Origin of the sequence: Rubellimicrobium aerolatum, assembly GCF_017872975.1 — a bacterium.
GTDB classification, from domain to species: Bacteria; Pseudomonadota; Alphaproteobacteria; order Rhodobacterales; family Rhodobacteraceae; genus Rubellimicrobium; species Rubellimicrobium aerolatum.
The window spans coordinates 157,168-179,729 of the sequence record NZ_JAGGJP010000003.1 but is presented as its reverse complement, the minus strand read 5'-3'; the positions used below and the strand labels follow the sequence as shown (position 1 = coordinate 179,729).

The 22,562-nt window shown below is 70.5% G+C and carries 20 protein-coding genes and 1 pseudogene; 8 read left to right on the top strand and 13 right to left on the bottom strand.

What is annotated here, in order from left to right:
* Positions 1-181: 181 nt before the first annotated feature.
* Positions 182-2,965, bottom strand: a complete 2,784-nt coding sequence (gene secA, locus J2Z33_RS05125) for a preprotein translocase subunit SecA (RefSeq protein ID WP_209838788.1) — start codon at positions 2,963-2,965, stop codon at positions 182-184.
* A 196-nt stretch (positions 2,966-3,161) separates the two neighbouring features.
* On the opposite strand from secA, the gene J2Z33_RS05120 reads away from it, so the two are divergent.
* From J2Z33_RS05120 to J2Z33_RS05105, 4 genes are all read left to right on the top strand, one after another.
* Positions 3,162-4,106 carry a peptidylprolyl isomerase gene (locus J2Z33_RS05120; protein WP_209838562.1) on the top strand — a complete coding sequence of 315 codons (945 nt, stop codon included), beginning with the start codon at positions 3,162-3,164 and terminating at the stop codon, positions 4,104-4,106.
* Between the two features lies 1 nt (position 4,107).
* Positions 4,108-5,325: a bifunctional glutamate N-acetyltransferase/amino-acid acetyltransferase ArgJ gene (gene argJ / locus J2Z33_RS05115; RefSeq protein ID WP_209838560.1), complete on the top strand. Its 1,218-nt coding sequence runs from the start codon at positions 4,108-4,110 to the stop codon at positions 5,323-5,325.
* On the top strand, positions 5,322-5,732 hold the full coding sequence (gene mutT, locus J2Z33_RS05110) for an 8-oxo-dGTP diphosphatase MutT (RefSeq protein WP_209838558.1): 411 nt from the start codon (positions 5,322-5,324) through the stop codon (positions 5,730-5,732). Before argJ ends, mutT begins: the two co-directional genes overlap by 4 nt.
* 97 nt (positions 5,733-5,829) lie before the next feature.
* Entirely contained in the window at positions 5,830-5,976 is a 147-nt protein-coding gene (locus tag J2Z33_RS05105) for a hypothetical protein (RefSeq protein WP_209838556.1), read from the top strand.
* Positions 5,977-6,267: 291 nt separating this feature from the next.
* On the opposite strand, the gene infB is transcribed toward J2Z33_RS05105, so the two are convergent.
* The 6 genes from infB to pip all read right to left on the bottom strand — a co-directional run bounded on the left by infB (position 6,268) and on the right by pip (position 14,199).
* Entirely contained in the window at positions 6,268-8,790 is a 2,523-nt protein-coding gene (gene infB / locus J2Z33_RS05100) for a translation initiation factor IF-2 (protein ID WP_209838554.1), read from the bottom strand.
* Positions 8,791-8,806: 16 nt separating this feature from the next.
* The gene (locus J2Z33_RS05095; RefSeq protein WP_209838552.1) at positions 8,807-9,448 is read right to left on the bottom strand and encodes an RNA-binding protein; all 642 of its coding nucleotides are present in this window, start codon (positions 9,446-9,448) and stop codon (positions 8,807-8,809) included.
* 19 nt (positions 9,449-9,467) lie between these two features.
* The gene (nusA, locus tag J2Z33_RS05090; RefSeq protein ID WP_209838550.1) at positions 9,468-11,066 is read right to left on the bottom strand and encodes a transcription termination factor NusA; all 1,599 of its coding nucleotides are present in this window, start codon (positions 11,064-11,066) and stop codon (positions 9,468-9,470) included.
* Positions 11,066-11,686, bottom strand: coding sequence for a ribosome maturation factor RimP (rimP, locus tag J2Z33_RS05085; RefSeq protein ID WP_209838548.1), 621 nt, complete (start codon positions 11,684-11,686; stop codon positions 11,066-11,068). Before rimP ends, nusA begins: the two co-directional genes overlap by 1 nt.
* A 135-nt stretch (positions 11,687-11,821) precedes the next feature.
* The gene (locus tag J2Z33_RS05080) at positions 11,822-13,099 is read right to left on the bottom strand and encodes an ABC transporter substrate-binding protein (RefSeq protein ID WP_209838546.1); all 1,278 of its coding nucleotides are present in this window, start codon (positions 13,097-13,099) and stop codon (positions 11,822-11,824) included.
* Positions 13,100-13,143: 44 nt separating this feature from the next.
* A complete protein-coding gene (pip, locus tag J2Z33_RS05075; protein ID WP_209838544.1) occupies positions 13,144-14,199 on the bottom strand; it encodes a prolyl aminopeptidase in 1,056 nt (351 codons plus the stop codon).
* Between the two features lie 53 nt (positions 14,200-14,252).
* Between pip and ubiG the strand changes: the two genes are divergently transcribed.
* Positions 14,253-15,020: a bifunctional 2-polyprenyl-6-hydroxyphenol methylase/3-demethylubiquinol 3-O-methyltransferase UbiG gene (ubiG, locus tag J2Z33_RS05070; protein ID WP_209838786.1), complete on the top strand. Its 768-nt coding sequence runs from the start codon at positions 14,253-14,255 to the stop codon at positions 15,018-15,020.
* A 10-nt stretch (positions 15,021-15,030) separates the two neighbouring features.
* On the opposite strand, the gene J2Z33_RS05065 is transcribed toward ubiG, so the two are convergent.
* Genes J2Z33_RS05065 through J2Z33_RS05050 form a run of 4 tightly spaced genes read right to left on the bottom strand, consistent with a single transcriptional unit; the run spans position 15,031 to position 17,678 of the window.
* Positions 15,031-15,813: a hypothetical protein gene (locus tag J2Z33_RS05065; protein WP_209838542.1), complete on the bottom strand. Its 783-nt coding sequence runs from the start codon at positions 15,811-15,813 to the stop codon at positions 15,031-15,033.
* Entirely contained in the window at positions 15,813-16,628 is an 816-nt protein-coding gene (locus J2Z33_RS05060; protein ID WP_209838539.1) for a carbon-nitrogen hydrolase family protein, read from the bottom strand. Before J2Z33_RS05060 ends, J2Z33_RS05065 begins: the two co-directional genes overlap by 1 nt.
* 5 nt (positions 16,629-16,633) lie before the next feature.
* On the bottom strand, positions 16,634-16,894 hold the full coding sequence (gene grxC, locus J2Z33_RS05055; protein WP_209838537.1) for a glutaredoxin 3: 261 nt from the start codon (positions 16,892-16,894) through the stop codon (positions 16,634-16,636).
* 55 nt (positions 16,895-16,949) lie between these two features.
* Positions 16,950-17,678 carry a ComFC family protein gene (locus J2Z33_RS05050; protein ID WP_209838535.1) on the bottom strand — a complete coding sequence of 243 codons (729 nt, stop codon included), beginning with the start codon at positions 17,676-17,678 and terminating at the stop codon, positions 16,950-16,952.
* Positions 17,679-17,718: 40 nt separating this feature from the next.
* Between J2Z33_RS05050 and J2Z33_RS05045 the strand changes: the two genes are divergently transcribed.
* The 3 genes and pseudogenes from J2Z33_RS05045 to J2Z33_RS05035 all read left to right on the top strand — a co-directional run bounded on the left by J2Z33_RS05045 (position 17,719) and on the right by J2Z33_RS05035 (position 21,109).
* A complete protein-coding gene (locus J2Z33_RS05045; RefSeq protein ID WP_209838784.1) occupies positions 17,719-18,534 on the top strand; it encodes a methyltransferase domain-containing protein in 816 nt (271 codons plus the stop codon).
* Positions 18,535-18,623: 89 nt separating this feature from the next.
* Complete coding sequence (gene hemH / locus J2Z33_RS05040; RefSeq protein ID WP_209838534.1) at positions 18,624-19,688, top strand: ferrochelatase; 1,065 nt, start codon at positions 18,624-18,626, stop codon at positions 19,686-19,688.
* A 122-nt stretch (positions 19,689-19,810) separates the two neighbouring features.
* Positions 19,811-21,109, top strand: a pseudogene (locus J2Z33_RS05035) (ABC transporter substrate-binding protein).
* 13 nt (positions 21,110-21,122) lie between these two features.
* Here the strand turns inward: J2Z33_RS05035 and rpe are convergent.
* Both rpe and J2Z33_RS05025 read right to left on the bottom strand, forming a co-directional pair.
* On the bottom strand, positions 21,123-21,797 hold the full coding sequence (rpe, locus tag J2Z33_RS05030) for a ribulose-phosphate 3-epimerase (protein WP_209838532.1): 675 nt from the start codon (positions 21,795-21,797) through the stop codon (positions 21,123-21,125).
* 111 nt (positions 21,798-21,908) lie between these two features.
* Complete coding sequence (locus J2Z33_RS05025) at positions 21,909-22,511, bottom strand: L,D-transpeptidase (RefSeq protein WP_209838530.1); 603 nt, start codon at positions 22,509-22,511, stop codon at positions 21,909-21,911.
* Between the last annotated feature and the right edge of the window lie 51 nt (positions 22,512-22,562).

The following is a 22,562-nucleotide window of genomic DNA, read 5'->3' as shown; positions in this document are numbered from 1 at the left end:
GATTGGACTTGAAAGACGCCCCTCAATTCTGCGGTCTTGTTTTGCCGTCTGCCAAGGCGGAGGACGGCAAGTGCCGCCGAGTTAGGATCCTCTCAGATCACCCTCGTGAAGCCGGCCCGCATCGCGGAGTCCGACGTTTCACGTGAAACGTCCAGACCGTGCTGCCTGTCCTGCGGGTTCCTCAAAACGCCCCATGACAATGCTTGAACTTCTGCCCCGAGCCACAGGGACACGGATCGTTGCGCGAGGGATTACCCCATGTCGACGGATCCTCGACATCGAACCCAGGGCGAACGAGGCCCACGTCCGGCTGCGGCTGCAGAGCCCCGTTCTCCGTACCCGCCGTCACCAAGGCAGGCGTCCCGACCCGAATCGCGTTGGCCACACTCCCCCCCTGCCCCGCCGATGCGGAGTCAGCTTGCGCGGCCGCCTGAGCCCGCCGCTGCGCGAGCAGGTTCTGCATCATGGCCTGGCTTTCCTCGGGCGTGATGGGGCGGAGGGCGGAAAGCTTCTGCGTCACCTCCTCGCGCAAGCCGTCGAGCAGCTTCTCGAACAATTGGAAGCTTTCGGTCTTGTATTCGTTCAGGGGGTCGCGCTGGGCGTAGCCCCGGAAGCCCACGACCGAGCGGAGGTGCTCCAGCCGCAGCAGGTGATCCCGCCACTTGGCGTCGATGGTTTGCAGCAGGACCTGCTTTTCGATGCTTCGCATCGTCTCGGGACCGAAGGCGGCCTCCTTCTCGGCCATTGCCTTGTCCGTAGCTTCGACGATACGTTCGCGGATCTTGTCCTGATCCACCCCTTCCTCGGCCGCCCACTGCAGGATGGGCAGATCCTGACCGAGCTTCAGCTTGACCGACTCGTAGAGCGCCTCGGCCTGCCACTGCTCCGGATAGGAGCGCGGCGGCATGAAGTCGTCCATGAGATCCGCGACGACCTGATGCCGCATGTCGGCGACGATCTCGCCAATGTCCCTGGATTCCATGATCTCCCGGCGTTGGGCGAAGATCACCTTGCGCTGATCGTTCATCACGTCGTCGAACTTGAGAAGCTGCTTGCGGATGTCGAAGTTGCGCCCCTCGACCTTGGCCTGCGCGCGCTCCAGAGACTTGTTCACCCAAGGGTGGACGATGGCTTCGCCTTCCTTCATCCCCAGAGTGGACAGCACCTTGTCCAGCCGCTCGGATCCGAAGATCCGCATCAGGTCGTCCTCGAGCGAGAGAAAGAAGCTCGACCGCCCCGGGTCGCCCTGACGGCCCGATCGGCCACGGAGCTGGTTGTCGATGCGACGCGACTCGTGCCGCTCGGTGGCCAGCACGTAAAGTCCACCAGCCTGCTTCACCCGCTCCTTGTCGGCGGCGTGCTCGGCCTCGATGCGGGCGCGCACCTCGTCGGGGTGCGCCTCGGGATCGGCCGCCAGCGCCTCCAGAACCTTCATCTCGACGTTGCCGCCAAGCTGGATGTCGGTGCCCCGCCCCGCCATGTTGGTCGCGATGGTCACGGCGCCCGGCTGCCCGGCCTCGGCTACGATCTGCGCCTCGCGCTCGTGCTCGCGGGCGTTCAGGACGTTGTGGGGGATGCCATCCTTCCGCAGCATGCCCGACAGCATCTCGGATTTCTCGATGGATGTCGTGCCGACCAGGATCGGTTGCCCCCGCTCGTGCGCCTCGCGGATGGCCTTGACGATGGCCTCGTACTTCTCGCGCGCGGTGCGGTAGACAGCGTCATGCTCGTCCTTGCGGGCGACGGGACGGTTCGTTGGGATCTCCACGACGCCCAACCCATAGATCTCCCGGAACTCGTCAGCTTCGGTCAGGCCGGTGCCGGTCATCCCGGCCAGCTTACTATACAACCGGAAGTAGTTCTGGAATGTCACGGAGGCGAGCGTGACGTTCTCAGGCTCGATCTTCACGCCTTCCTTGGCCTCGATAGCCTGGTGCAGGCCGTCCGACAGGCGACGACCGATCATCATGCGGCCGGTGAACTCGTCGATCAGCACCACCTTGCCGTCGCGGACGATGTAATCCTTGTCACGCTGGAACAGCTTGTGCGCCCGCAACGCCTGATTGACGTGGTGGACCAGCGTCGTGGACTCGGGATCGTAGAGGCTCTGCGTCTCGGGCAGCAGCCCCGCTTCGCGCAGCTTCTCCTCCAAGACGTCGTTGCCTTCGTCCGTGAAGGTGACGTTGCGCGTCTTCTCGTCCACCGAATATCCGCTCTCGGGCAGCAGCGGGATCAGCTTGTCCATGCGGATATAAAGGTCCGAGCGGTCCTGCGACGGCCCCGAGATGATGAGAGGCGTGCGCGCCTCGTCGATGAGGATCGAGTCCACCTCGTCCACGATGGCGTAGTTGTGGCCGCGCTGGGTCATCTGCCCAAGGTCCGACTTCATGTTGTCGCGGAGATAGTCGAAGCCCAGCTCGTTGTTGGTCGCGTAGGTGATGTCGGCCTGATAGGCTAGGCGCTTCTCGGGCTCGGGCTGCTGGGGCACCACGACCCCGGTCGTCAGGCCCAGCATCCCGTAGACCTTGCCCATCCATTCCGCGTCGCGGCGTGCCAAATAGTCGTTCACCGTCACCACATGAACGCCCTTGCCAGCGAGCGCGTTCAGCGTCGCCGGGAAGGTCGCGACCAAGGTCTTGCCCTCCCCGGTCTTCATCTCGGCGATGTTGCCCTGATGAAGGAAGATGCCGCCGACGAGCTGCACGTCGAAGGCCCGCAGCCCCAGCGCGCGCCACGCCGCCTCGCGCACGAGGGCGAAGCACTCCGGCAGCAACCGGTCGAGGTCCTCGGCCCCCCGCGCCCGCTCGCGCAGCGCGGCGGTCGCGTCCTTCAGGCCCTGGTCGCTCAGCGCCTTGACCTCGGCCTCGCGGGCGTTGATGGCCTGGACGAGCGGACGAACCGACTTGACCTTGCGGTCGTTCGGGGTGCCGAAGATGCTCCGCGCGAGCGTGCCCAAACCCATGATCGTCGTCCTCGTCCTCTGTCCGCGCCCTCCGGGCTGGACCGGGACTCCCGCCAAATTGAGAGGAGGTTCCTTGTGGCCCGCGCACGCCCGGCCTAGATGGGGGCCGGTGTGCCCCCTCGGGATGTTCGCGGACATAAGGGGGGGCTGTCGCGCTGTCAACGCGGCCCGGCGGGCCGCCCGATCAAGGCTTCGTTCCATGCTGAAACAGCTCACGCTCCTCCAGACCGCCTCGGTGCTGGCCCTGGCCTTGGCCTTGCCAGCTACCGCGCAGGAGGCGACGACGGAAGCGCCCGCCCCCGAGGCTCCCGCGACCGACACGCCGGTCGAAGGCTCTGTGACGGCCGAAACTGCGACCCCCGCCCAGGACGTGACGCGCGACACCGTGGTCGCCACCGTGAACGGCACCGACATCACCCTCGGCCAGCTTCTCGTCGCCGTGCGCCAGCTCCCGCCGCAATACCAGCAGCTCCCGCCCGACGTGATCTTCTCCGGCGTGACCGATCAGCTCATCCAGCAGGAGCTCCTGGCCGAGACCGTCACGACCCCCTCCGCCGCCACCGAGATCGCGCTCCAGAACCAGCGCCGCTCGCTCCTCGCCAACGAGGTGATCGGCGACATCGCCACGGGCGCCGTCAGCGACGAGGCGGTGCAGGCCGCATACGACGCCCAATACGCCAGCGCCGAGCCCGGCACGGAATGGGACGCCTCCCACATCCTCGTCGTCACCGAGGAGGAGGCCAACGCCGCCATCGAGCGCATCACCGCCGGCGAGGCCTTCGAGGCCGTCGCCACCGAGCTTTCGACCGACACCGGCTCGGGTGCCCAGGGCGGCGCGCTCGGCTGGTTCACCGCCGGCATGATGGTGCCCGAGTTCGAGCAGGCCGTCGCCGGCCTGGAGAAGGGCGCCCTTTCCGCCCCCGTCCAGTCCCAGTTCGGCTGGCACGTCATCCGCCTCAACGACACCCGCCCGACGACGCCCCCCACCCTCGACGAGGTGCGCGGCGAGATCGAGGGCCAGCTCCAGCAGGAGGCCGTGCAGGCCCGCCTGACCGAGCTCGAAGGACAGGCCGAGGTCACGCGGCCTGCGCCCGGCCAATTCGACCCCGCTGTGCTGAACGACGCGACCCTCCTGGACGACTGAGTTGGCGTCCAAGGTCTCGCCTCTGGCGCCCGCCCGCTTCCCGGACCTCCCCATCATCGGGGGGGTCCGTTTCGCATCCGCCGCCGCCGGCGTCCGCTACAAGGGCCGCACCGACGTGATGCTCGCCGTCATAGAGGAGGCCACCGTCGCCGGCACCTTTACCCGCTCGGCCACCCGCTCGGCCCCCGTGCGCGACGGGCAAAGCAAACTGGCACATTCCGAGGGCGGCCGAGCTGCCTTCCTCGTCAATTCCGGCAACTCCAACGCCTTCACAGGCCGCTTGGGCGAGGAGGCGGTGCACGGCATCTGCACAGCCGCCGCTGCCGCGCTCGACCTCCCGCCGTCGCGCATCTTCACCTCCTCCACCGGCGTCATCGGCGAGCCCCTGCCCTGGCAGCGCATCGCCGACGCCGTGCCCGCCCTGCGCGACGCGCTGGCCCCCGACGGCATTGAGGCGGCGGCGCGCGCCATCATGACCACCGACACCTTCCCCAAGGGCGCCTCGGCCGAGCTCGACCTGCCCGGCGGCACGGTGCGGATCGCCGGGATCGCCAAGGGCTCGGGCATGATCGCGCCCGACATGGCGACGATGCTGGTCTATGTCTTCACCGACGCCCGCATCGGCCGGGAGGAGCTTCAGGCCCTCACCTCCGCCGCCTGCGACCGCAGCTTCAACCGCATCACCGTGGACAGCGACACCTCCACCTCGGACACGCTGCTCGTGGCGGCGACCGGGGCCTCGGGCGTGGACGCCTCCGGCCAGCCCGATTTCGCGCGGGCGCTGGAATCCGTGTTCCTCGACCTCGCCCTCCAGGTCGTCCGCGACGGCGAGGGCGCGACCAAGCTCGTGCAGGTCCGCGTCACCGGCGCCGCCTCCGAACCCGACGCCCACCGCACCGCCATGGCCATCGCCAACTCCCCCCTGGTCAAGACCGCCATCGCGGGCGAGGACGCCAACTGGGGCCGCATCGTCATGGCGGTGGGCAAGTCCGGGGCCCAGGCCGACCGCGACCGCCTGTCGATCCGCTTCGGCGACATCGTCGTGGCCCTCGACGGCTTCCGGGCCCCCGACTACTCCGAGGAGGCCGCCTCGGCCTACATGAAGCGGCAGGAACTGGAGATCGGCGTGGACCTCGGCCTCGGCGACGGCGCGGCGACCGTCTGGACCTGCGACCTGACCCACGGCTACATCGACATCAACGCTGACTACCGCTCGTGACCGACCCCCGGCCGCTCCTCCTTGTGGCGGCCGTCGCGCTCATCGACGCCGACGGCCGCATCCTCCTGGCCCAGCGCCCCGAGGGCAAGTCCATGGCCGGCCTCTGGGAATTCCCCGGCGGCAAGGTCGAGCCCGGCGAGACCCCCGAAGCCGCCCTGATCCGCGAGTTGCACGAGGAGCTGGGCATCGACACCCACGCCTCCTGCCTCGCCCCCCTGACCTTCGCGAGCCACGCCTACGAGCGCTTCCACCTCCTGATGCCGCTCTTCGCCTGTCGGCGCTGGCAAGGCACGCCGCAGCCCCGGGAAGGTCAAACCTTGGCTTGGGCAAAGCCGAACAAGCTGCAAAGCTACCCGATGCCGCCCGCCGATATCCCACTGATCCCGATCCTGCGGGACTGGCTCTGAAAATCTCTACAACTTGATGAGTTCTTGCTCGCTTTAAATGGTTTATTAACTATTGCTGTGGCACTTTTATGACGAGAGCTTGCAGGGGAGGAATCAGATGCTTCGTACAATCCAGATCGGGAGCTGCATGTCGGTGCAGGGCATCCTCGTCCGCCAGTTGGACGATGGCCGTGTCATCATCCGGGTCGACGAGAAGGTCTACAAAGGCTTCCCTGTCGAGCGCCCACTCGCCCGGGTGGCCTGACGTTTGCAGTGAAATTCTGGCTGCGGCGACCGACCACGGTTTGCCGCTCCAGTGTCAAGGTCCAAGGGACAGGGACCAGTCGGTGCTCCCGCACTCCGCGACGTGGCTCCATGTGCGCGGAACTCAGGGCAGACACGGCTCATCACACGCTCCCAGCCCATGGGTGGCCTGGTTCCATAAAGGGCCCTGCCCCGCCGTCCGGCCAAGTTTCCTGACCAGATGCATAAACGAAGCGGAGGAGCCGACGAGATGTCAGCTCCTCCGTTATTTTGACTGGGCTGGCGATGACGGTCAGAGCGTACGCTCGACCGTCTCGCGCTCGAAGATCTCGATGATGTCGCCTTGGCGGACGTCGTCGTAGTTCTCGAAGGCCATGCCGCATTCCTGGCCGGACTGGACTTCGTTGACCTGATCCTTGAACCGCTGGAGCGTCTTGAGCGTGCCCTCGTGGATCACGACGTTGTCGCGCAGGAGCCGCACGCCAGCCGACTTGCGCGCCACGCCTTCGGTGACGAGACAACCCGCGACCTTGCCCACGCCCGAGACCTTGAAGACTTCGAGAATGCGGGCGTAGCCGATGAAGCGCTCGCGCACCTCGTCCTTGAGCAGGCCCGATGCCGCCGCCTTGATGTCATCCATCAGGTCGTAGATGATCGAATAGTAGCGGATCTCCACGCCCTTTTGGTTGGCAGAGGCCCGCGCCGGGGCGTTGGCCCGAACGTTGAAGCCGATGACCGGCGCCTTGGACGCCTCGGCCAAACCGATGTCGGACTCGGTGATGGCGCCCACGCCCGAATGTAGCACACGCACGCGCACTTCGTCGTTGCCGACCTTCTCCAGCGCCTGCACGATCGCCTCGGTCGAGCCTTGGACGTCCGCCTTCACCACAACCGGCAGCTCGGCCACGCTCTTGTCGGCCTTGGCGCGCGCCATGAGCTGCTCCAGCGTCGTCGCCGCGCCCGCCGCCGCGCGCTTGTCGCGCGTGACCTTCTCGCGGTAGTCGGCGATCTCGCGGGCCTGCTGCTCGGTCTCGACGACGTTCAGCACGTCCCCGGCCTGCGGCGTCCCGTCGAGGCCCAGGACCTCCACGGGAACCGACGGGCCGGCCTCGGTGACGGTCTCGCCCTTGTCGTTGATAAGGGCGCGGACCTTGCCCCACTTCTCGCCGACGACGAAGATGTCGCCCTTGCGAAGCGTGCCGTTCTGCACGAGCACCGTTGCCACGGGGCCGCGGCCCACGTCGAGCTTGGCCTCGATCACCGCGCCCATGGCAGGGCGGCTCGGGTTGGCCTTGAGCTCCAGGATTTCGGCCTGAAGCGCGATGGCTTCGAGAAGGTTGTCGAGCCCCTGCCCCGTCTTGGCTGACACCTCCACATCCTGCACATCGCCCGACATCGCCTCGACTACGACCTCGTGCTGCAGAAGCTCCGTGCGGACCTTCTGCGGATCGGCCTCGTACTTGTCGATCTTGTTGATCGCCACGATCATCGGGACCTTGGCGGCCTTGGCGTGGTTGATGGCCTCAATGGTCTGCGGCATCACCGAGTCGTCAGCGGCCACCACCAGCACCACGATGTCCGTCACCTGCGCGCCCCGGGCGCGCATGGACGTGAAGGCAGCGTGGCCGGGCGTGTCGAGGAAGCTCAGCACGGCCCCGGACTCTGTCTTCACCTGATAGGCGCCGATGTGCTGGGTGATGCCCCCGGCCTCGCCCGCCACGACGTTGGCGTGGCGGATCGCGTCCAGGAGCGAGGTCTTGCCGTGGTCCACGTGACCCATGATGGTCACGATGGGCGGACGCGACTTGAGGTCCTCGTCCTTGTCGATGACGGTGTCGATCGCCTGCTCCACGTCCGCGTCCGAGACGCGCACGACGCGGTGCCCGAACTCGTCGATGATGAGCTCGGCCGTGTCGGCATCCAGCGTCTGGTTCTGCGTTGCCATGATGCCGTTCCGCATCAGGGCCTTGATGACGTCGGCCACGCGCTCGGCCATCCGGTTGGCCAGTTCGGCCACCGTGATCGCCTCGGGAAGCTGCACGTCGCGCACCACCTTCTCGCGCGGGTCGTGCCCGCCCATGGCCTTGGCACGCGCCCGCTCCTGCTTGCGGCGCATCGCGGCCATGGAACGCTGGCGGTCGCCGCCATCGAGAGCCTGCGTGAGCGTGAGCTTGCCGCCCCGCCGCTCCTCGGTCTCGCGGGTGGGCTTGGCCTTGACCTCCTTGGCGGGGCCGCGGGCGTCACCCTTCTCGCGGTCCGGCTTGCGGGCTTGGAGCGCGGCGCGACGATCCTCCTCGGAGGGCGGCGGGCCGGGCTGGACAGGGGCGCGGGACGGCGCGGCGGCCGAGGCCTGCGCGGCGGCCTTGCGTTCGGCGATGAGTCGCTTACGCTCCTCTTCGGCGGCGGCGGCGCGGGCGGCCTCCTCGCGTTCGCGCTCCTCGCGTTCGCGGGCCTCGATCTCGGCGCGCTTGCGGGCGCGCTCCTCCTCGCGGGCCGCATCCTCAATGGCGCGGCGCGCGGCATCCTCGGCCTCGCGGGCGCGGGCGGCCGCCAGGGCCTTCATGCGACGCTCAAGCTCGGCGTCTGAGATGCCGGCGGGCCGCTTGGAGGGATCGCCCAAGATGGCGCTCGCCCGCGTGGCCGTTCCGGCCGGCGCGGGGCTGGCCGACGGCGGCGCCGCGACCACGCGCTTGCGGGCCTTGGTCTCCACAACGACGTTCTTGGTCCGGCCATGCGAGAAGCTCTGCTTCACGTTGCCGGGCCGGGCGCCGGGAGCGCGAAGGCCAAGGGGTTTCTTGTCGCCGGTATCGTTCATGAAGGGTATCTGTTCCTCAGGGAGCGGCGCGGTCGCCGTCATCCAGTTCTCTCAGGCCACGGAGTTTCGCGGCCTCCTCTACAACACGGTCGGCCAAGGCGCCAGACGCCAAAGCCGCATGAATCACGGTTCCACGACCGAAGGCCTGCCCCAATTCCTCGCTCGTGAGGCAGCTGAAGTAGCGCGCGCCCTCAGGCGTCCAGAGCTTCGCCTTCCCGCGCTCGGACCCGTCGGAGGCCTGGAGCAGGACGCGCACCTTGGACCAGGCCCGCTTGCCGAGGCCTTCGCCCGCCAAGGCCAAGGCCTCCTTCACTTTCTCGAAGCCCGCAATCGCGAGCCCCGCCTTCCGCGCGAGCGACACGAGATCCACCACGCGATGGACGAGCTGACGCTCGACCTCGTCGGCAAGGCCCTCGGGCACGTTGACGGGCGCCTTCGCCGCGCGGGCGAACTGGCCCTTCCTCGCCTGCTCCAATATGGGGCGGGAGGCCGTCACATACATCCCCCGTCCCGGAAGTTTTCCGGAAATATCGGGCACGACCACATTGTCGGGCCCTACCACGAAACGGACAAGGCCCGACTTGGGCCCCGTCTCGTTGGTGACGAGGCAGCGCCGCTCGGGCTCCTCGCGTTCCAGTCTGGCTCCGCCTCGCGTCATCGCGGCGATCCGGAGGAGGTCAGACCCCCTCCGCCTCCTCTCGGGCATCCTGCTCGATGTCGTCCGGGTCCACCCAGCCCAAGGCGACGCGCGCCGACATCACCATGTCGCGGGCTTCCTCCAGCCCGAGGTCGAAGGGCTCGAGGATGCCGGTGTCCTTGACGCGTTGGCCGTCCTGCTCGGTCCAGCCGCCAGCCAGCTCCCAGTCGGCGAGCGTGGCAAAGTCCTCCAGCGTCTTGACGCCGTCCTGGGCCAGAGCTTCGATCATCGGGGGCGTGAGGCCGGGGAAGTTGATGAGGGTCTCCTCGACGCCCAAGGCGCGCACACGGTCGAGCACCTTCTTGCGCTCGGCCTCGATGTGGTCGCGGGCGCGGGCCTGGAGTTCCTGTGCGGTGGATTCGTCCACGCCGTCGATGGACAGGAGGTCCTCCTGATCGACGTAGGCGACCTCCTCCAGGGTACGGAAGCCCTCGGCCACGAGGAGCTGGGCAAAGAACTCGTCCAGATCCAGCGCCAGGACGAAGAGCTTGGTGCGCTCGTCGAACTCGGCCTGCCGGCGCTTGGATTCCTCCTCCTCGGTGAGGATGTCGATGGCGAGGCCGGTGAGCTGGGAGGCCAGCCGCACGTTCTGGCCGCGCCGCCCGATGGCGAGCGAGAGCTGCTCCTCGGGGACCACCACCTCGATCTTGTTGGCCTCGTCGTCGAGCACGACCTTGGACACCTCGGCCGGCTGGAGCGCGTTGACGAGGAAGGTCGGCATGTCCTGGTTCCAGGGGATGATGTCGATCTTTTCGCCCTGAAGCTCGTTCACGACGGCCTGCACGCGGGATCCACGCATCCCCACGCAGGCGCCCACCGGATCGATGGAGCTGTCGTAGGAGATGACGGCGATCTTGGCGCGCGAGCCGGGATCGCGGGCCACGGCCTTGATCTCGATGACGCCCTCGTAGATCTCGGGGACCTCCATCTTGAACAGCTCGGCCATGAACTCGGGCGCGGTGCGGCTAAGGAAGATCTGGGGCCCGCGCAACTCGCGGCGCACGTCCTTGACATAGGCGCGGATGCGATCGCCGGGGCGGTAGGCCTCGCGGCCGATCTTCTCGTTGCGGCGCAGGATCGCCTCGCCGGCGCCCACGTCCACGATGACGTTGCCGTATTCCTCGCGCTTGACGGTGGCGTTGATGATGGTGCCGATCCGGTCCTTGAACTCCTCGAACTGGCGGTCGCGCTCGGCCTCGCGGACCTTCTGGAGGATGACCTGCTTGGCCGACTGCGCGGCAATGCGGCCGAGGTCCACGGGGGGGACCTCGTCGATGATCTCGTCGCCGACCTTGGGCTCGGGGAGGAACTGCCTGGCCTGCTCGACGGTGAGCTGGGCCTGGTAGTTCTCCACGCCGTCGTCCTCGACCACGGTGCGGACGCGGGTGAAGGTGGCGCGGCCGGTCTTGCGGTCGATCTTCACGCGAATGTCCATCTCGGCGCCGTAGCGGGACTTGGCGGCGCGGGCGAGCGACTCCTCCATCGCCTCGACCACGAGGCCGGGGTCGATCATCTTCTCGCGCGCGACGGCCTCGGCCGTTTGCAGCAGCTCGAGCTGGTTGGCGGAGGTGATGGCCATCAGTGGGTCTCCTGCGAAGTGGGGGCGGGCGTCTCGCCTTCGTCGTCCCCCTCGATGATTTCTTCCACGGCGTCGAACTGCGCCTCGTCGATCTGGCCGGCGTCGCGGCGGCCGCGCAGCGTCTCGCGGATCAGGTCGTCGGTCAGCACCAGCTTGGCGTCGGCGATCCAGTCGAACTTGAGGCCGATGGTCACATGCTCCTCGCCTTGCTCGATCTCGATGAGAACCTCGTCGCCCTCGGTGCCCTGGAGCGTGCCCTTGAACCGCTTGCGGTTGTCCACGGCCTCGGAGAGCTCCAGCTTGGCCTCGTGGCCAGCCCAGGCGTCGAAGTCCTTGAGGCGGGTCAGCGGGCGGTCGATGCCGGGGCTGGAGACCTCCAGCGTGTAGGCCTCGGTGATCGGGTCCTCCACGTCCAGCACGGCCGAGACGGCGGTGGACAGGCGGGCGCAGTCGTCCACCTCCATGCTGCCGTCGGGCTTCTGGGCCATGATCTGCAGCGTGGGGTGCTGGCCGCTCATGAGCCGGAGGCGCACGAGTTCGAGGCCGAGGTCGGCGGCCACCGGCTCGATGATCTCGGCGAGGCGCTTGTCGATGGCGGTCTTGGCGATGAGGTCAGACATGGTCTAGGGCAGTCCTGAAAACGAAAAGACGGGCGCGCGGCCCGTCGATAGTCTGCCGGTGGAGTGCCGGGGGTGGAGGCCGGCACGCCGCTGTTGAAGGGCATATAGGGAAGGCCGCGTCCTGTTGCAAGGGATTTAGGCGAACCACCATCTCTTGGCGATGCGGCCGCCGTCGAGAGGGGCGAGCGGGGACACAGCGTCGTGGGCCAGCGCCGGCGAGTGGAGAGTCACGGCGGGAATGTGCGCCACCACCGCGACCGGCGCGCGGGCGGCGCAGAGCGCCTGGGCGGCGGCGTAATGGGCGGCGCGCGCCTCACCCTCGGTCGCGCGGGCGGCGGCGAGGTGGGCGCGGAGATCGGGGTCGTCGCGCAAGGGACCCCAGGGCCCGGCGAGGGCGAGGCGGAAGGTCGCGTCCTCGGTCGGGCGGCCCCCCCAGGCGGACAGGAGGGGGGCGTGGCCCGCCAGCGCGGCGGCCGCGCCGGGGTCGAAGGCGGGCGGGGGCAGGGCGGCGAGCGCCGGGTGCAGCGGCCCGAGGGGATGGTCGGCGGCGGGCGTGCCGCCCCAAGCCTCGGCCAGAGCGGCACGGTCGAGCGCGCGGGGCAGGACCGCCGCGAGCGCCGGGTCGGCGTCGGGCGGCAGACGGGCGTGGAGCTGGCGGTTGCCCTGAACGGCGGTGGCCAGGAGCCCGGCTTCCTGGGCGACCCGCAGGAGGTCGGGGGGCAGGGGGTCCACCACGTCCACCTCGCCCGCGAGCAGGGCGTCGAGCCGTTGGGCGGGGTCGGGGAGGCTGCGCGCCTCGATGGCGTCGAACCAGCCGGCGCGGCCGTCGCGGGGATGGGCGGCCACGCGGTCGAGCCGCAAGCGGTCGGGCCTCAGGCGGTCGGGCGAGGTCGCGGCCAGCCGGTAGAGCCCGCTGCCGGTGCCGTCGAGCCGCCCCTCCGGCCCGATCACGAGGCGCGGGTCGGCGAGGCGGAGGGGGAAGTCGGGATCGCCCTCGGCCAGGGTGATCCGCAGGGCGAGGGGGCCTTGGGGGGCGATCTCCTCCACGCCGGACAGCACGCCGTCGCGGTGGCGGGCGAGGGAGGCCAGCACGTCCTCGGCCCCCAGCGGGCGGCCGTCGTGGAAGCGGGCCTCGGGGCGGAGCGCGATGTGCCAGACGCGGGCGCCGGGCGCGGCCTCCCAGGCCTCGGCCAGCTCGCCCCGGAGGTCGCCGGTGGGGCCGATCTCGGTGAGAGTCTCGTAGACGGCGCCCTGGGCGAGGACGGCGGGCGCGCGGGTCCAGTCGCGGCCGGGCAGGGACCCCGCGAGGCCCAGGCGCAGCGCGCCGCCCCGCGTCCGCGCCTGGAGCGGCACGCCGCTGGCCGCCAGCACCCCGGCCAGCACCCCGGCCCCGAGGAGCCCCCGGCGGCTCATGCGGGAGTCCAGGCGGCGCAGGGGGCGCGCGGGGCGGCGGGGCGTCACGGGGCGGCCTGCCGCTGTCGGACGGGGGACAGGCGGTCGCCCAGCGCGTCCATGGCGCGGACCAGGGCGGCGGTGATGCCGGGCTCGCTCAGGGCGTGACCGGCCTTGGCGACCATCTCCAGCCGGGCGGCGGGCCAGAGCCGCGCCAGCGCCCAGGCGGAGGAGGGCGGGCAGATCATGTCGTAGCGGCCCTGCACGATCGCGCCGGGGATGTGGCCGATGCGGTGCATGTTGGACAGGATCGCCTGGTCGGGCCGCAGGAAGCCGTTGTTCACGAAATAGTGGTTCTCGATGCGCGAGAAGGCGCGGGCGTAGTCGGCCGGCGCGTCGAAGCCGCCGAGCGGCGCCCCGGTCGCGGCATGGGTGCCGCCCGGCCCCTCGCTGTCGATGGAGGCGAGCGCGTTCTCCCACCCGGCCCAGGCGCGGGCGAAGCGGACCTCCTCGCGCGGGTCGCCCGAGAACAGGCGGCGGTGGTAGGCGGCGATGAGGTCGCCGCGCTCCGCCTCGGGGATGAGGCCGGCGAAGCGGTCCCAGAGGTCGGGCCAGAAGGCCCCCGCGCCGCCGCCATAGAACCAGTCGAGTTCCGCCTGCGTCATCAGGAACACGCCGCGCAGCACGAGGCCGCGCACCCGCTCGGGGTGGGCCTGGGCGTAGATCAGCGCCAGCGTCGCCCCCCAGGAGCCGCCGAAGACGCAGGCCCAGGCGTTCACGCCCAGGTGCTCGCGGATACGCTCGATGTCGGCGACGAGGTGCCAGGTGGTGTTGGCCTCGACGCTCGCGTGGGGGCGGGACCGGCCGCAGCCGCGCTGGTCGAAGAGCACGACGCGGAACAGGCGCGGGTCGAAGTAGCGCCGCATCGCCGGGCTGCACCCGCCGCCGGGGCCGCCGTGGAGCACCACCACCGGCAACCCGTCGGGGTTGCCGCATTCCTCCACGTAGAGCCGATGCCCGTCGCCCACGTCGAGCGCGTGCGTCGCGAAGGGCTCCTGCCCCGGATAAAGGGCGGGATGGGGCGCGAAACGCGACGAAAGGGGCGCGGAGACCTTGTCCATGGCCGGGCTATATCATTCCTTGTGGCGCGGTTGCGAGGGGATGAGACATGGATATGCGTTCTGACGGCCTGGCAGGGAAGGGGGCGTCCGGTCGCAGCATCGACGCCCAGGAGGTCGAGAAGTTCGAGCGCATGGCCGCCGAATGGTGGGACCCGCAGGGAAAGTTCAAGCCGCTCCACCTGATGAACCCGGTGCGGCTCGATTACATCGTGACGAGGATTGCGGCGCATTTCGGGCGGGACCGGCAGGCGGAGAGGCCCTTTTCGGGTCTGCGGCTTCTCGACATCGGTTGCGGAGGGGGTCTGCTGAGCGAGCCCATGGCGCGGCTGGGTGCCGAGGTGGTGGGCGCGGATGCGGCGGCGCGGAACATCCCCGTCGCGCGGCTCCATGCGGAGCGGTCGGGGCTGGCGATCGACTACCGCCACGCGACGGCCGAGGCGCTGGCCGAGGCGGGCGAGCGGTTCGACATCGTGCTGAACATGGAGGTGATCGAGCACGTGGCCGACCCGGCGGATTACCTGCGATCGGTCCATGCGCTGCTGGTTCCGGGGGGGCTGCACGTCTGCTCGACGCTGAACCGGAACGCGAAGAGCTATGCTATGGCGATCGTCGGGGCCGAGCGGGTGATGCGCTGGCTGCCGCGCGGCACGCACGACTGGCGCAAGTTCATCACGCCCGACGAGCTGTTCGACCTGCTGCGCGGGGCGGGGCTGCGGCCGGTGGACCGGATGGGGATGGTGTTCAACCCGCTGGGCTGGAACTGGCGCCTGTTCGAGCGGGACCTGTCGGTGAACTACGTCACCACGAGCGTGCGGGACTGACGCGCAGGCCTCAGTAGCCGGAGCGCAGGACGCCGACGGTCCGTTCGGCCAGGGCGAAGCCCGCGCGGCGGTAGAGGCGTCCCGGCGCGCCCTCGGCGTCGGCGACGATGACGAGGCGCATCGACGGGTCGCGTCCGAGCGCCGCATGGGCGGCGTGGCCGAGCAGCGCGGAGCAGAGCCCCCGGCGGCGGTCGGACGGTTCCGTGTGCACGTCCTGGTAGCGGGCGAGGCCGTCGCCCTCCACCAGCCCCAGCGAGGCGGCGAGGCGCGGTCCGGCGAAGGCGCCCCACCAGCGGGCGCGTCCGGCCTCGGCCTGCCGGCGCTGCCCGGCGAGGCGGCGGCGCAGATAAGTCTCATGGCGCGGAAGGTCGTAGCCTTCCTCGGCGGCGATCCGAAGGCCAAGGCGCAGGGCCTCGGCCCAGTCGGCGTCACCGTGAAGCTCGCGGAGAACATAGCCAGTGGGCGGCTCGGGCCGGGGCGGGGGGCCGGTGCAGGCCAGAACATCCCCGACCTCGACGGCGAAGCCCAACGGCTCCCACAGGGCGCGGAGCGGGCCGGGGTCGAGGTCGGGGAGGTCCCAGGCGAGGCTGACGTGCCGGGCCTCGGGGACGTGGTGGCGAAAGAGGGCGATCTCCTCCGCCGGACGGCCGGGCGGGCCGAGGAGGATCACGAGGTTGCCGGACCAGTAGTCGGGCTCCGAGGGCGTGCGGATGACGACATGGCCGGGATGCTCCTCGATCCAGGCGAGGCCTGAGAGCGCCAGGAGATCGGTTGCGAGGCCGAGCGACCGCATCAGGGCCCGGCGAACGGGCGGTCGTGGAGGAGGGCGGGGATGCGCCGCCGGGCCTCGGCCACCCGCGCGAGGTCGAGGTCCACGAGCGTCACGCCGGGGGCGCGCCCCGCGTCGGCCAGGACCTCGCCCCACGGGGCGACGGCGAGCGAATGGCCATGGGTGAGGCGGCGGCCCGCGTGCTCGCCCGTTTGGGCGGCGGCGAGGACGAAGCACCCCGTCTCGATGGCGCGGGCGCGGAGAAGGGTTTCCCAATGCGCCTCGCCCGTCGGGCGGGTGAAGGCGGCGGGGACCAGGAGGACCTGCGCGCCGGCCTTGGCCAGCGCGCGGAACAGGTGCGGGAAGCGCAGGTCGTAGCAGATGGCGAGGCCAAGGGTCGCGAAGGGCAGGGCGGCCGTCACCGCGCGGTCGCCGGGGCGGAAGCCCTTGGATTCGCGCCATGTCTCGGTCGCCGACACGTCCACGTCGAACATATGGATCTTGTCGTAGCGCGCGGCGATGGCGCCGTCGGGGGCGAGGAGGAAAGACCGGTTGGCGAGGCGGCCGTCCGGGTCGTCCGTGCGGATCGCGAGGGAGCCGGCGGCGATCCAGAGGCCGTGGCGCGACGCCTCCTCGCGCAGGCCGGCAAGCACCGGGTCGGCGTCCTCGGTCGTCGCGACCTCCCGCAGGCGGTCGCGGGGGGCCACGACGTTCGTCACCTCGGGCGTGCAGAGGAGCTGCGCGCCGTCCCTGGCGCCTTCGGCGATCAGGGGGCGGAGGCGGGCGAGGTTGTCCTGAGGGTCGTCCGAGGAGGTGAACTGGATCAGCGCGGCACGCATGGGGATCAGGTCGCGGTCAGGAGGGGGTCGAGCTTGCCGGACTCCTCCAGCGCGTAAAGGTCGTCGCAGCCGCCGACGTGGCGGCCGTCGATGAAGATCTGCGGCACGGTGCGGCGGCCGTTGGCGCGCTGCATCATCTCGGGGCGGCGGGCGGGGTCGCGCGCCACGTCCACCTCGGTGAAGCTGACCCCCTTCTGCGTCAGGAGCCGCTTGGCCGCGTGACAGTAGCCGCAGGTGGGGGAGGTGTAGATCTCGACGGTCGGCATGGTGGGCCTCCTGGAAGGGGTTCCGGATCAAGCTAGGGCTTGGGCCATCGGTGTTCTAGGGTTCGAGCAGCGCTCGGGTGAGGACCAGCACGCGCACGTCCGACGCGCCTGCGGCCCGCGCGGCCTCGGCGCAGGCGTTCATCGTCGCGCCGGAGGTCATCACGTCGTCCACCAGCAGCACGGCCCGGCCCCGGAGCGCCGCGCCGCGCCGGGGATGCGGCGCGATGGCGTCGGCCATGGCCCGGGACCGCGCGTCCCGCCCGCCATGGCCGAGCGCGCGGGTGGAGCGGCGGCGGATCAGCGCGTCGGGCAGGACGGGGCGGTTCAGGACGCGCCCGGCCTCGGTCGCGAGGAGCTGGGCCTGGTTGTAGCGGCGGCGCAGGAGGCGGCCCCAGTGCAGGGGCACGGGGACGAGGACCTGATCCCCGGTCAGCAGGGGGCGCGCGGCGGCGGCGAGCCAGACGCCGAGCGGGCGGGCGAGGTCGGCCCGGTCGCCGTGCTTGAGCGCGAGGGCGAGGGTCCGGCCGGTGCCGCGATAGGGCAGGGCGGCGCGGCCTCGGCTCCAGGCGCGGGGACGGCGGAGGCAGTCGTCGCAGAGCACCAGGGCGACGTCGCGGCCGGGCAGGGGCGTTCCGCAGCGGTCGCAGACCAGCGCGCCGGCAAGGAAGCCCGCCTCGCGCCAGCAGGGGCCGCAGAGCGCGAACTCGGATTCGGTCATCGCCCCGCAGGCCACGCAGGCGGGCGGGTAGACCGCGCGGCGAAGCACGATCGCCGTGTCCGTCATCGTCGCGCGCGCGCTTTGCAACATTCGTTCCCTCCCCTACATGGGCGGCATGGCCAAGCTCACCGACCAGACCGCATTGCTGCGACACCGCCGGCGGGCCTCCGCTTTGTTCCTGCGGGAAGCGGTCGCCGACGAGGTGCAGGATAGACTGGTCGAGGTTAAGAGGCGGTTCACGGCACCCGCCGTGGTGACGCCTTTCCCGCAGGTCTGGGCCGAACGCCTGCCCGGCGCGACATTTTTGCCAGATGCCGAGGTGCTGGACCTGCGGCCCGGCGCGCATGACCTCGTGATCCATGACCTTTGCCTGCACTGGGCCGACGACCCGGTGGGCCAGCTCGTGCAATGCGCCCGCGCGCTCGCGCCCGATGGGCTGCTGCTCGCCACGCTGTTCGGGGGGACGACGCTGGCCGACCTGCGCGCGGCGCTGGCCGAGGCGGAGGTCGAGGCGACAGGCGGGCTGAGCCCGCGCGTCGCGCCGATGGGGGAGATCCGCGACCTGGGGAACCTGCTGGGCCGTGTCGGGCTCGCGCTGCCGGTGGCCGATTCGCTGCCCTACGACGTGAGCTATCCCGACGCGCTCGCTCTCATGCGGGACCTGCGCGCGATGGGAGAGGCCAACGCGCTGGAGGGGCGGGTGCGCCATTTCACCCGGCGCGCGGTGATCGCGGGCGCGGCGGCACGCTATCCGCTGGCCGAAGGCCGGGCGGTGGCGCATTTCGAGGTCGTGACGCTGTCGGCCTGGGCCCCCGCGCCGGGCCAGCCCAAGGCGCTGCGGCCCGGCTCGGCCACCCGCCGCCTGTCCGACGCGCTGGAGGAGGCGCGACGCGGGGACGGACCTCCGGTCGAGCCGAATTGATCCAGCCGGGGCAGGGAGTTGCGGCGCATCCTCCCTTGCCCCCGCCCCCCGGTCCCGGCAAGGTGCCGGGCGCTGTTTCGGGAGACACCATGAACGCCCTGACGCCCCTTCCGCCCGCCATCCCCGCCCATGCCCCCGAGGGGCACCCGGCGGTCCAGCCCGCCCGGATCGGCATCCTGCTCGCCAATCTCGGGACGCCGGACGATCCCGGCTACTGGTCGATGCGGCGCTACCTGAGCGAGTTCCTGTCCGACAGGCGGGTGATCGACTACCCGGCCTGGAAGTGGCAGCCGCTGCTCCAGACCATCATCCTGACCAAGCGGCCCTTCACCTCGGGGGCCAACTACCGCAAGATCTGGGACAGGGAGCGCAACGAGAGCCCGCTCCTCACCATCACCAAGGCGCAGACCGAGGGGCTCCGCGACCGGCTGGTGGCGCGCTTCGGTGACGGGGTGCGGGTCGAGTTCTGCATGAGATACGGCAATCCCTCCACGCAGGCGGTGCTGCACCGGATGGTGGAGGAGGGGTGCCAGCGCATCCTCTTCGTGCCGCTGTATCCCCAATACGCGGGCGCGACCTCGGCCACGGCCTGCGACCAGTTCTTCCGCGCGCTGATGGCCGAAACCTGGCAGCCCATCGCCCGCGTCATGGACCCCTATTTCGACGATCCGGCCTATATCGAGGCGCTGGCGGGCTCGGTGCGGCGGGGCTGGGCGGCGGCGGAGCGGGAGCCCGAGCTGCTGGTCTGCTCGTATCACGGGATGCCGAAGCGGTATCTGATGCAGGGCGATCCCTACCATTGCCAGTGCCAGAAGACGACGCGCCTGCTGCGCGAGGCGCTGGGCTGGGACAGGACCAAGGTCCGCACGACGTTCCAGAGCGTCTTCGGCCCCGAGGAATGGCTGAAGCCCTACACCGTCGAGGAAGTGGCGCGGCTGGTGAAGGAGGAGGGCGTGAAGCGCCTCGCCGTCTGCGCGCCCGCCTTCTCGGCCGACTGCATCGAGACGCTGGAGGAGATCGAGGGCGAGATCCGCGAGGCCTTCGAGCACGCGGGCGGGGAACAGTTCACCTACATCCCCTGCCTCAACGACGACCCCGCGCATCTGGACGCGCTTACGGGGGCGATCCTGCGGAGCCTGGGGGGCTGGATCTGATCCGGCGCGGCCTGCCCCACGGCCGGAATCGCGCATGGACGATGGCGGGGCGCCCGCGCTAGGCTCTCCGGACGCGAGGACCGAGGTCGGGGTCACGCCGGCCCTGGGGAGGAGCCATGTCCATGATGCGCCGGTTCCTGGCCGCGCTGGCCTGCCTGACCGGTCCCGCCCTGGCGCAGGAGCCGGAGCCGGTGACGCTGACCATCGCGACCGTGGACAACCCGGACATGGCGCGGATGCAGGCCCTGTCCGGGGCCTTCCTGGCCGAACATCCCGGCCTCCGGCTCGAATGGGTGGTGCTGGACGAGGGAACCCTGCGGCGGCAGGTGGGGACCGAGATCGCGCTGGGCGGCAGCCGCTACGACGTGCTGACGCTCGGCACCTACGAGGTGCCGATCTGGGGCGGGCGGGGCTGGCTCGTGCCGCTGGACGACCTGCCTGCCGCCTACGAGGTGGAGGACCTGCTGCCGCCGATCCGCGAGGCGCTGTCGCTGGAGGGCACGCTCTACGCGGTGCCGTTCTACGGGGAGTCGTCCATGACGATCCACCGGGCCGACCTGCTGGCCCGAGCGGGGGTCGCGATGCCCGAGGCGCCGACCTGGGACGACATCCGCAAGGTGGCGCGGGCGGTCCACGATCCCGAGGCGGGACCCTACGGCATCTGCCTGCGCGGCAAGCCCGGATGGGGCGAGAACGTCGCCCTGCTGACGGCGATGGCGAATTCGCTGGGCGGGCGGTGGTTCGACGAGGCCTGGCGGCCCGAGCTCGACGGGCCGGCCTGGCGGGCGACGCTCGACCTTTACCTGGAGCTGCTGGCGCTGGGGCCGCCGGGCGCGGAGGCGCGGGGCTTCAACGAGACGGTGGCCCTGTTCCGCGACGGGCGCTGCGGGCTCCTGATCGACGCGACGGTGGCGGCCTCGGCCTTGGAGGGCGCGCCCGGGACGCTGGGCTATGCGCTTGCCCCCGATGCGGGGCTGGGGCGGCGGGCGAGCTGGCTCTGGGCCTGGGCGCTGGCGGTGCCCGCCTCCTCGGACGCGGTGCCCGAGGCGCGGGCGTTCGTCGCCTAGGCCACCTCGCGGGGGTACACGGAGCTGGTGGCGGAGCGGGACGGCTGGGCGGCCGCGCCGCCGGGGACGCGCGCCTCGCTTTATGCGAGCCCCGACTACCGCGCCGCCGCGCCCTTCGCGGAGCTCACCCTAAGGTCGATCCTGGCCGCCGATCCGTCCGATCCCGCGGTGGAGCCGGTGCCCTATGTCGGCGTGCAGTTCGTGGCCATCCCCGAGTTCCAGGGCCTCGGCAATGCCGTGGGCGAGGTGATCGCCTCCGTCCTGACCGGGGAGCGGACGCCCGAGGAGGCGCTGGCCATGGCGCAGCGGATCGCCTTGCAGGAGATGACGGCGGCGGGGTATCTCCGGCCCTGAGCGGGAGACGGCCCTAGACGAGGACGCCCAGCGCCGCGTCGCGCAGGGCGGCGATGTTGCGGGCGTAGGCGGCGGGGCCGCCTTGGAGCACCGCCGACCCGGCCACGAGGAGGTCCGCCCCGGCCGCCGCGACGCTGCGAGCGGTCCTGAGGGTCACGCCGCCATCCACCTGGATGCGGATGGGCCGGCCGGCGGTCAGGGCCTTCAGGGCGCGGACCTTCTCCACCATCGCGGGGATCAGCGACTGCCCCCCGAAGCCGGGGTTCACGGTCATGACGCAAAGGAGGTCGATGTCGTCGAGCAGGTGCCCCACCGCCTCGATCCCCGTGCCGGGGTTGATCGCGAGCCCGGCCTTGCAGCCCGCGCCCCGGATGGCCTGGAGCGTGCGGTGGACGTGCGGCCCGGCCTCCAGATGCGCGGTGATGACGTCGGCCCCGGCCTTGGCGAAGGCGTCGATGTAGGGGTCCACCGGCGCGATCATCAGGTGGACGTCCATGACCCCCGTGACATGGGGCCGCAGCGCCGCGCACATCTGCGGGCCGAAGGTGATGTTGGGGACGAAGTGCCCGTCCATCACGTCCACGTGGATCCAGTCCGCCCCCGCCTCGCCCAGGGCGCGACACTCGGCCCCCAGGGCGGCGAAGTCGCCGGCGAGGATGGAAGGGCAGATGGTGACGGCGTGGCTCATGGTCGGTCCTCCCGTCGCGGAGTTAGACGAGGAAAGGCACGAAAACCAAGACCCGGCCTTTCTTCTGACCCCAAATATCCCGAGGGGAGGCGAAGCCCCCCTCTCTCGACCTCAGATCAGCTTCACCTGCGTGCCGACGTTGGTGAGGCTGAACAGTTCGGCGATGTGCTCGTTGTAGAGGCCGATGCAGCCGTTCGAGGAGCGGCGGCCGATCTTGCGCGTGTCGTGGGTGCCGTGGATGCGGTAGAACTGCCAGCTCAGGTAGAGCGCATAGGGCCCGAGCGGGTTCATCGGATCGCCGCCCGCCACGAACTCGGGCCAGTCGGGGTTGCGCTCGCGCATCGAGGGCGTGGGACGCCACGGCGGCGCGACGACCTTGTCCACCACCGAGCATTCGCCCAGGCGGGTCAGCTCGTCGGTGGCGGGCACGGAGGTCGGGTAGAGGCGGTAGATCGACTGGTCCGCGCTCCAGTAATGCAGCGCGCGGCACTGGATGTCGCAGATGATGACGCCGCCCGCCGTGGTGGCGAAGTGGTCCTGCCAATTCACGGTGCGGAACGCCGAGATGTTGTGACGCGTCGATTGGGAGATCTCGGCCTCCATCTCCGTGGAGTTGGCCTGCTGCGCCAGCGCCGGGGCCGCGAGCCCCGCGCCCAGCATCGCCATGCCCGCGCCCAGCACGCCCCTGCGAGTGATTCCCTTGCCGTCGGCCATGTTGCCTGCCCTTTTCTGCCGTCTTCGTGAGCGGAGCGTTACAATCCCTGT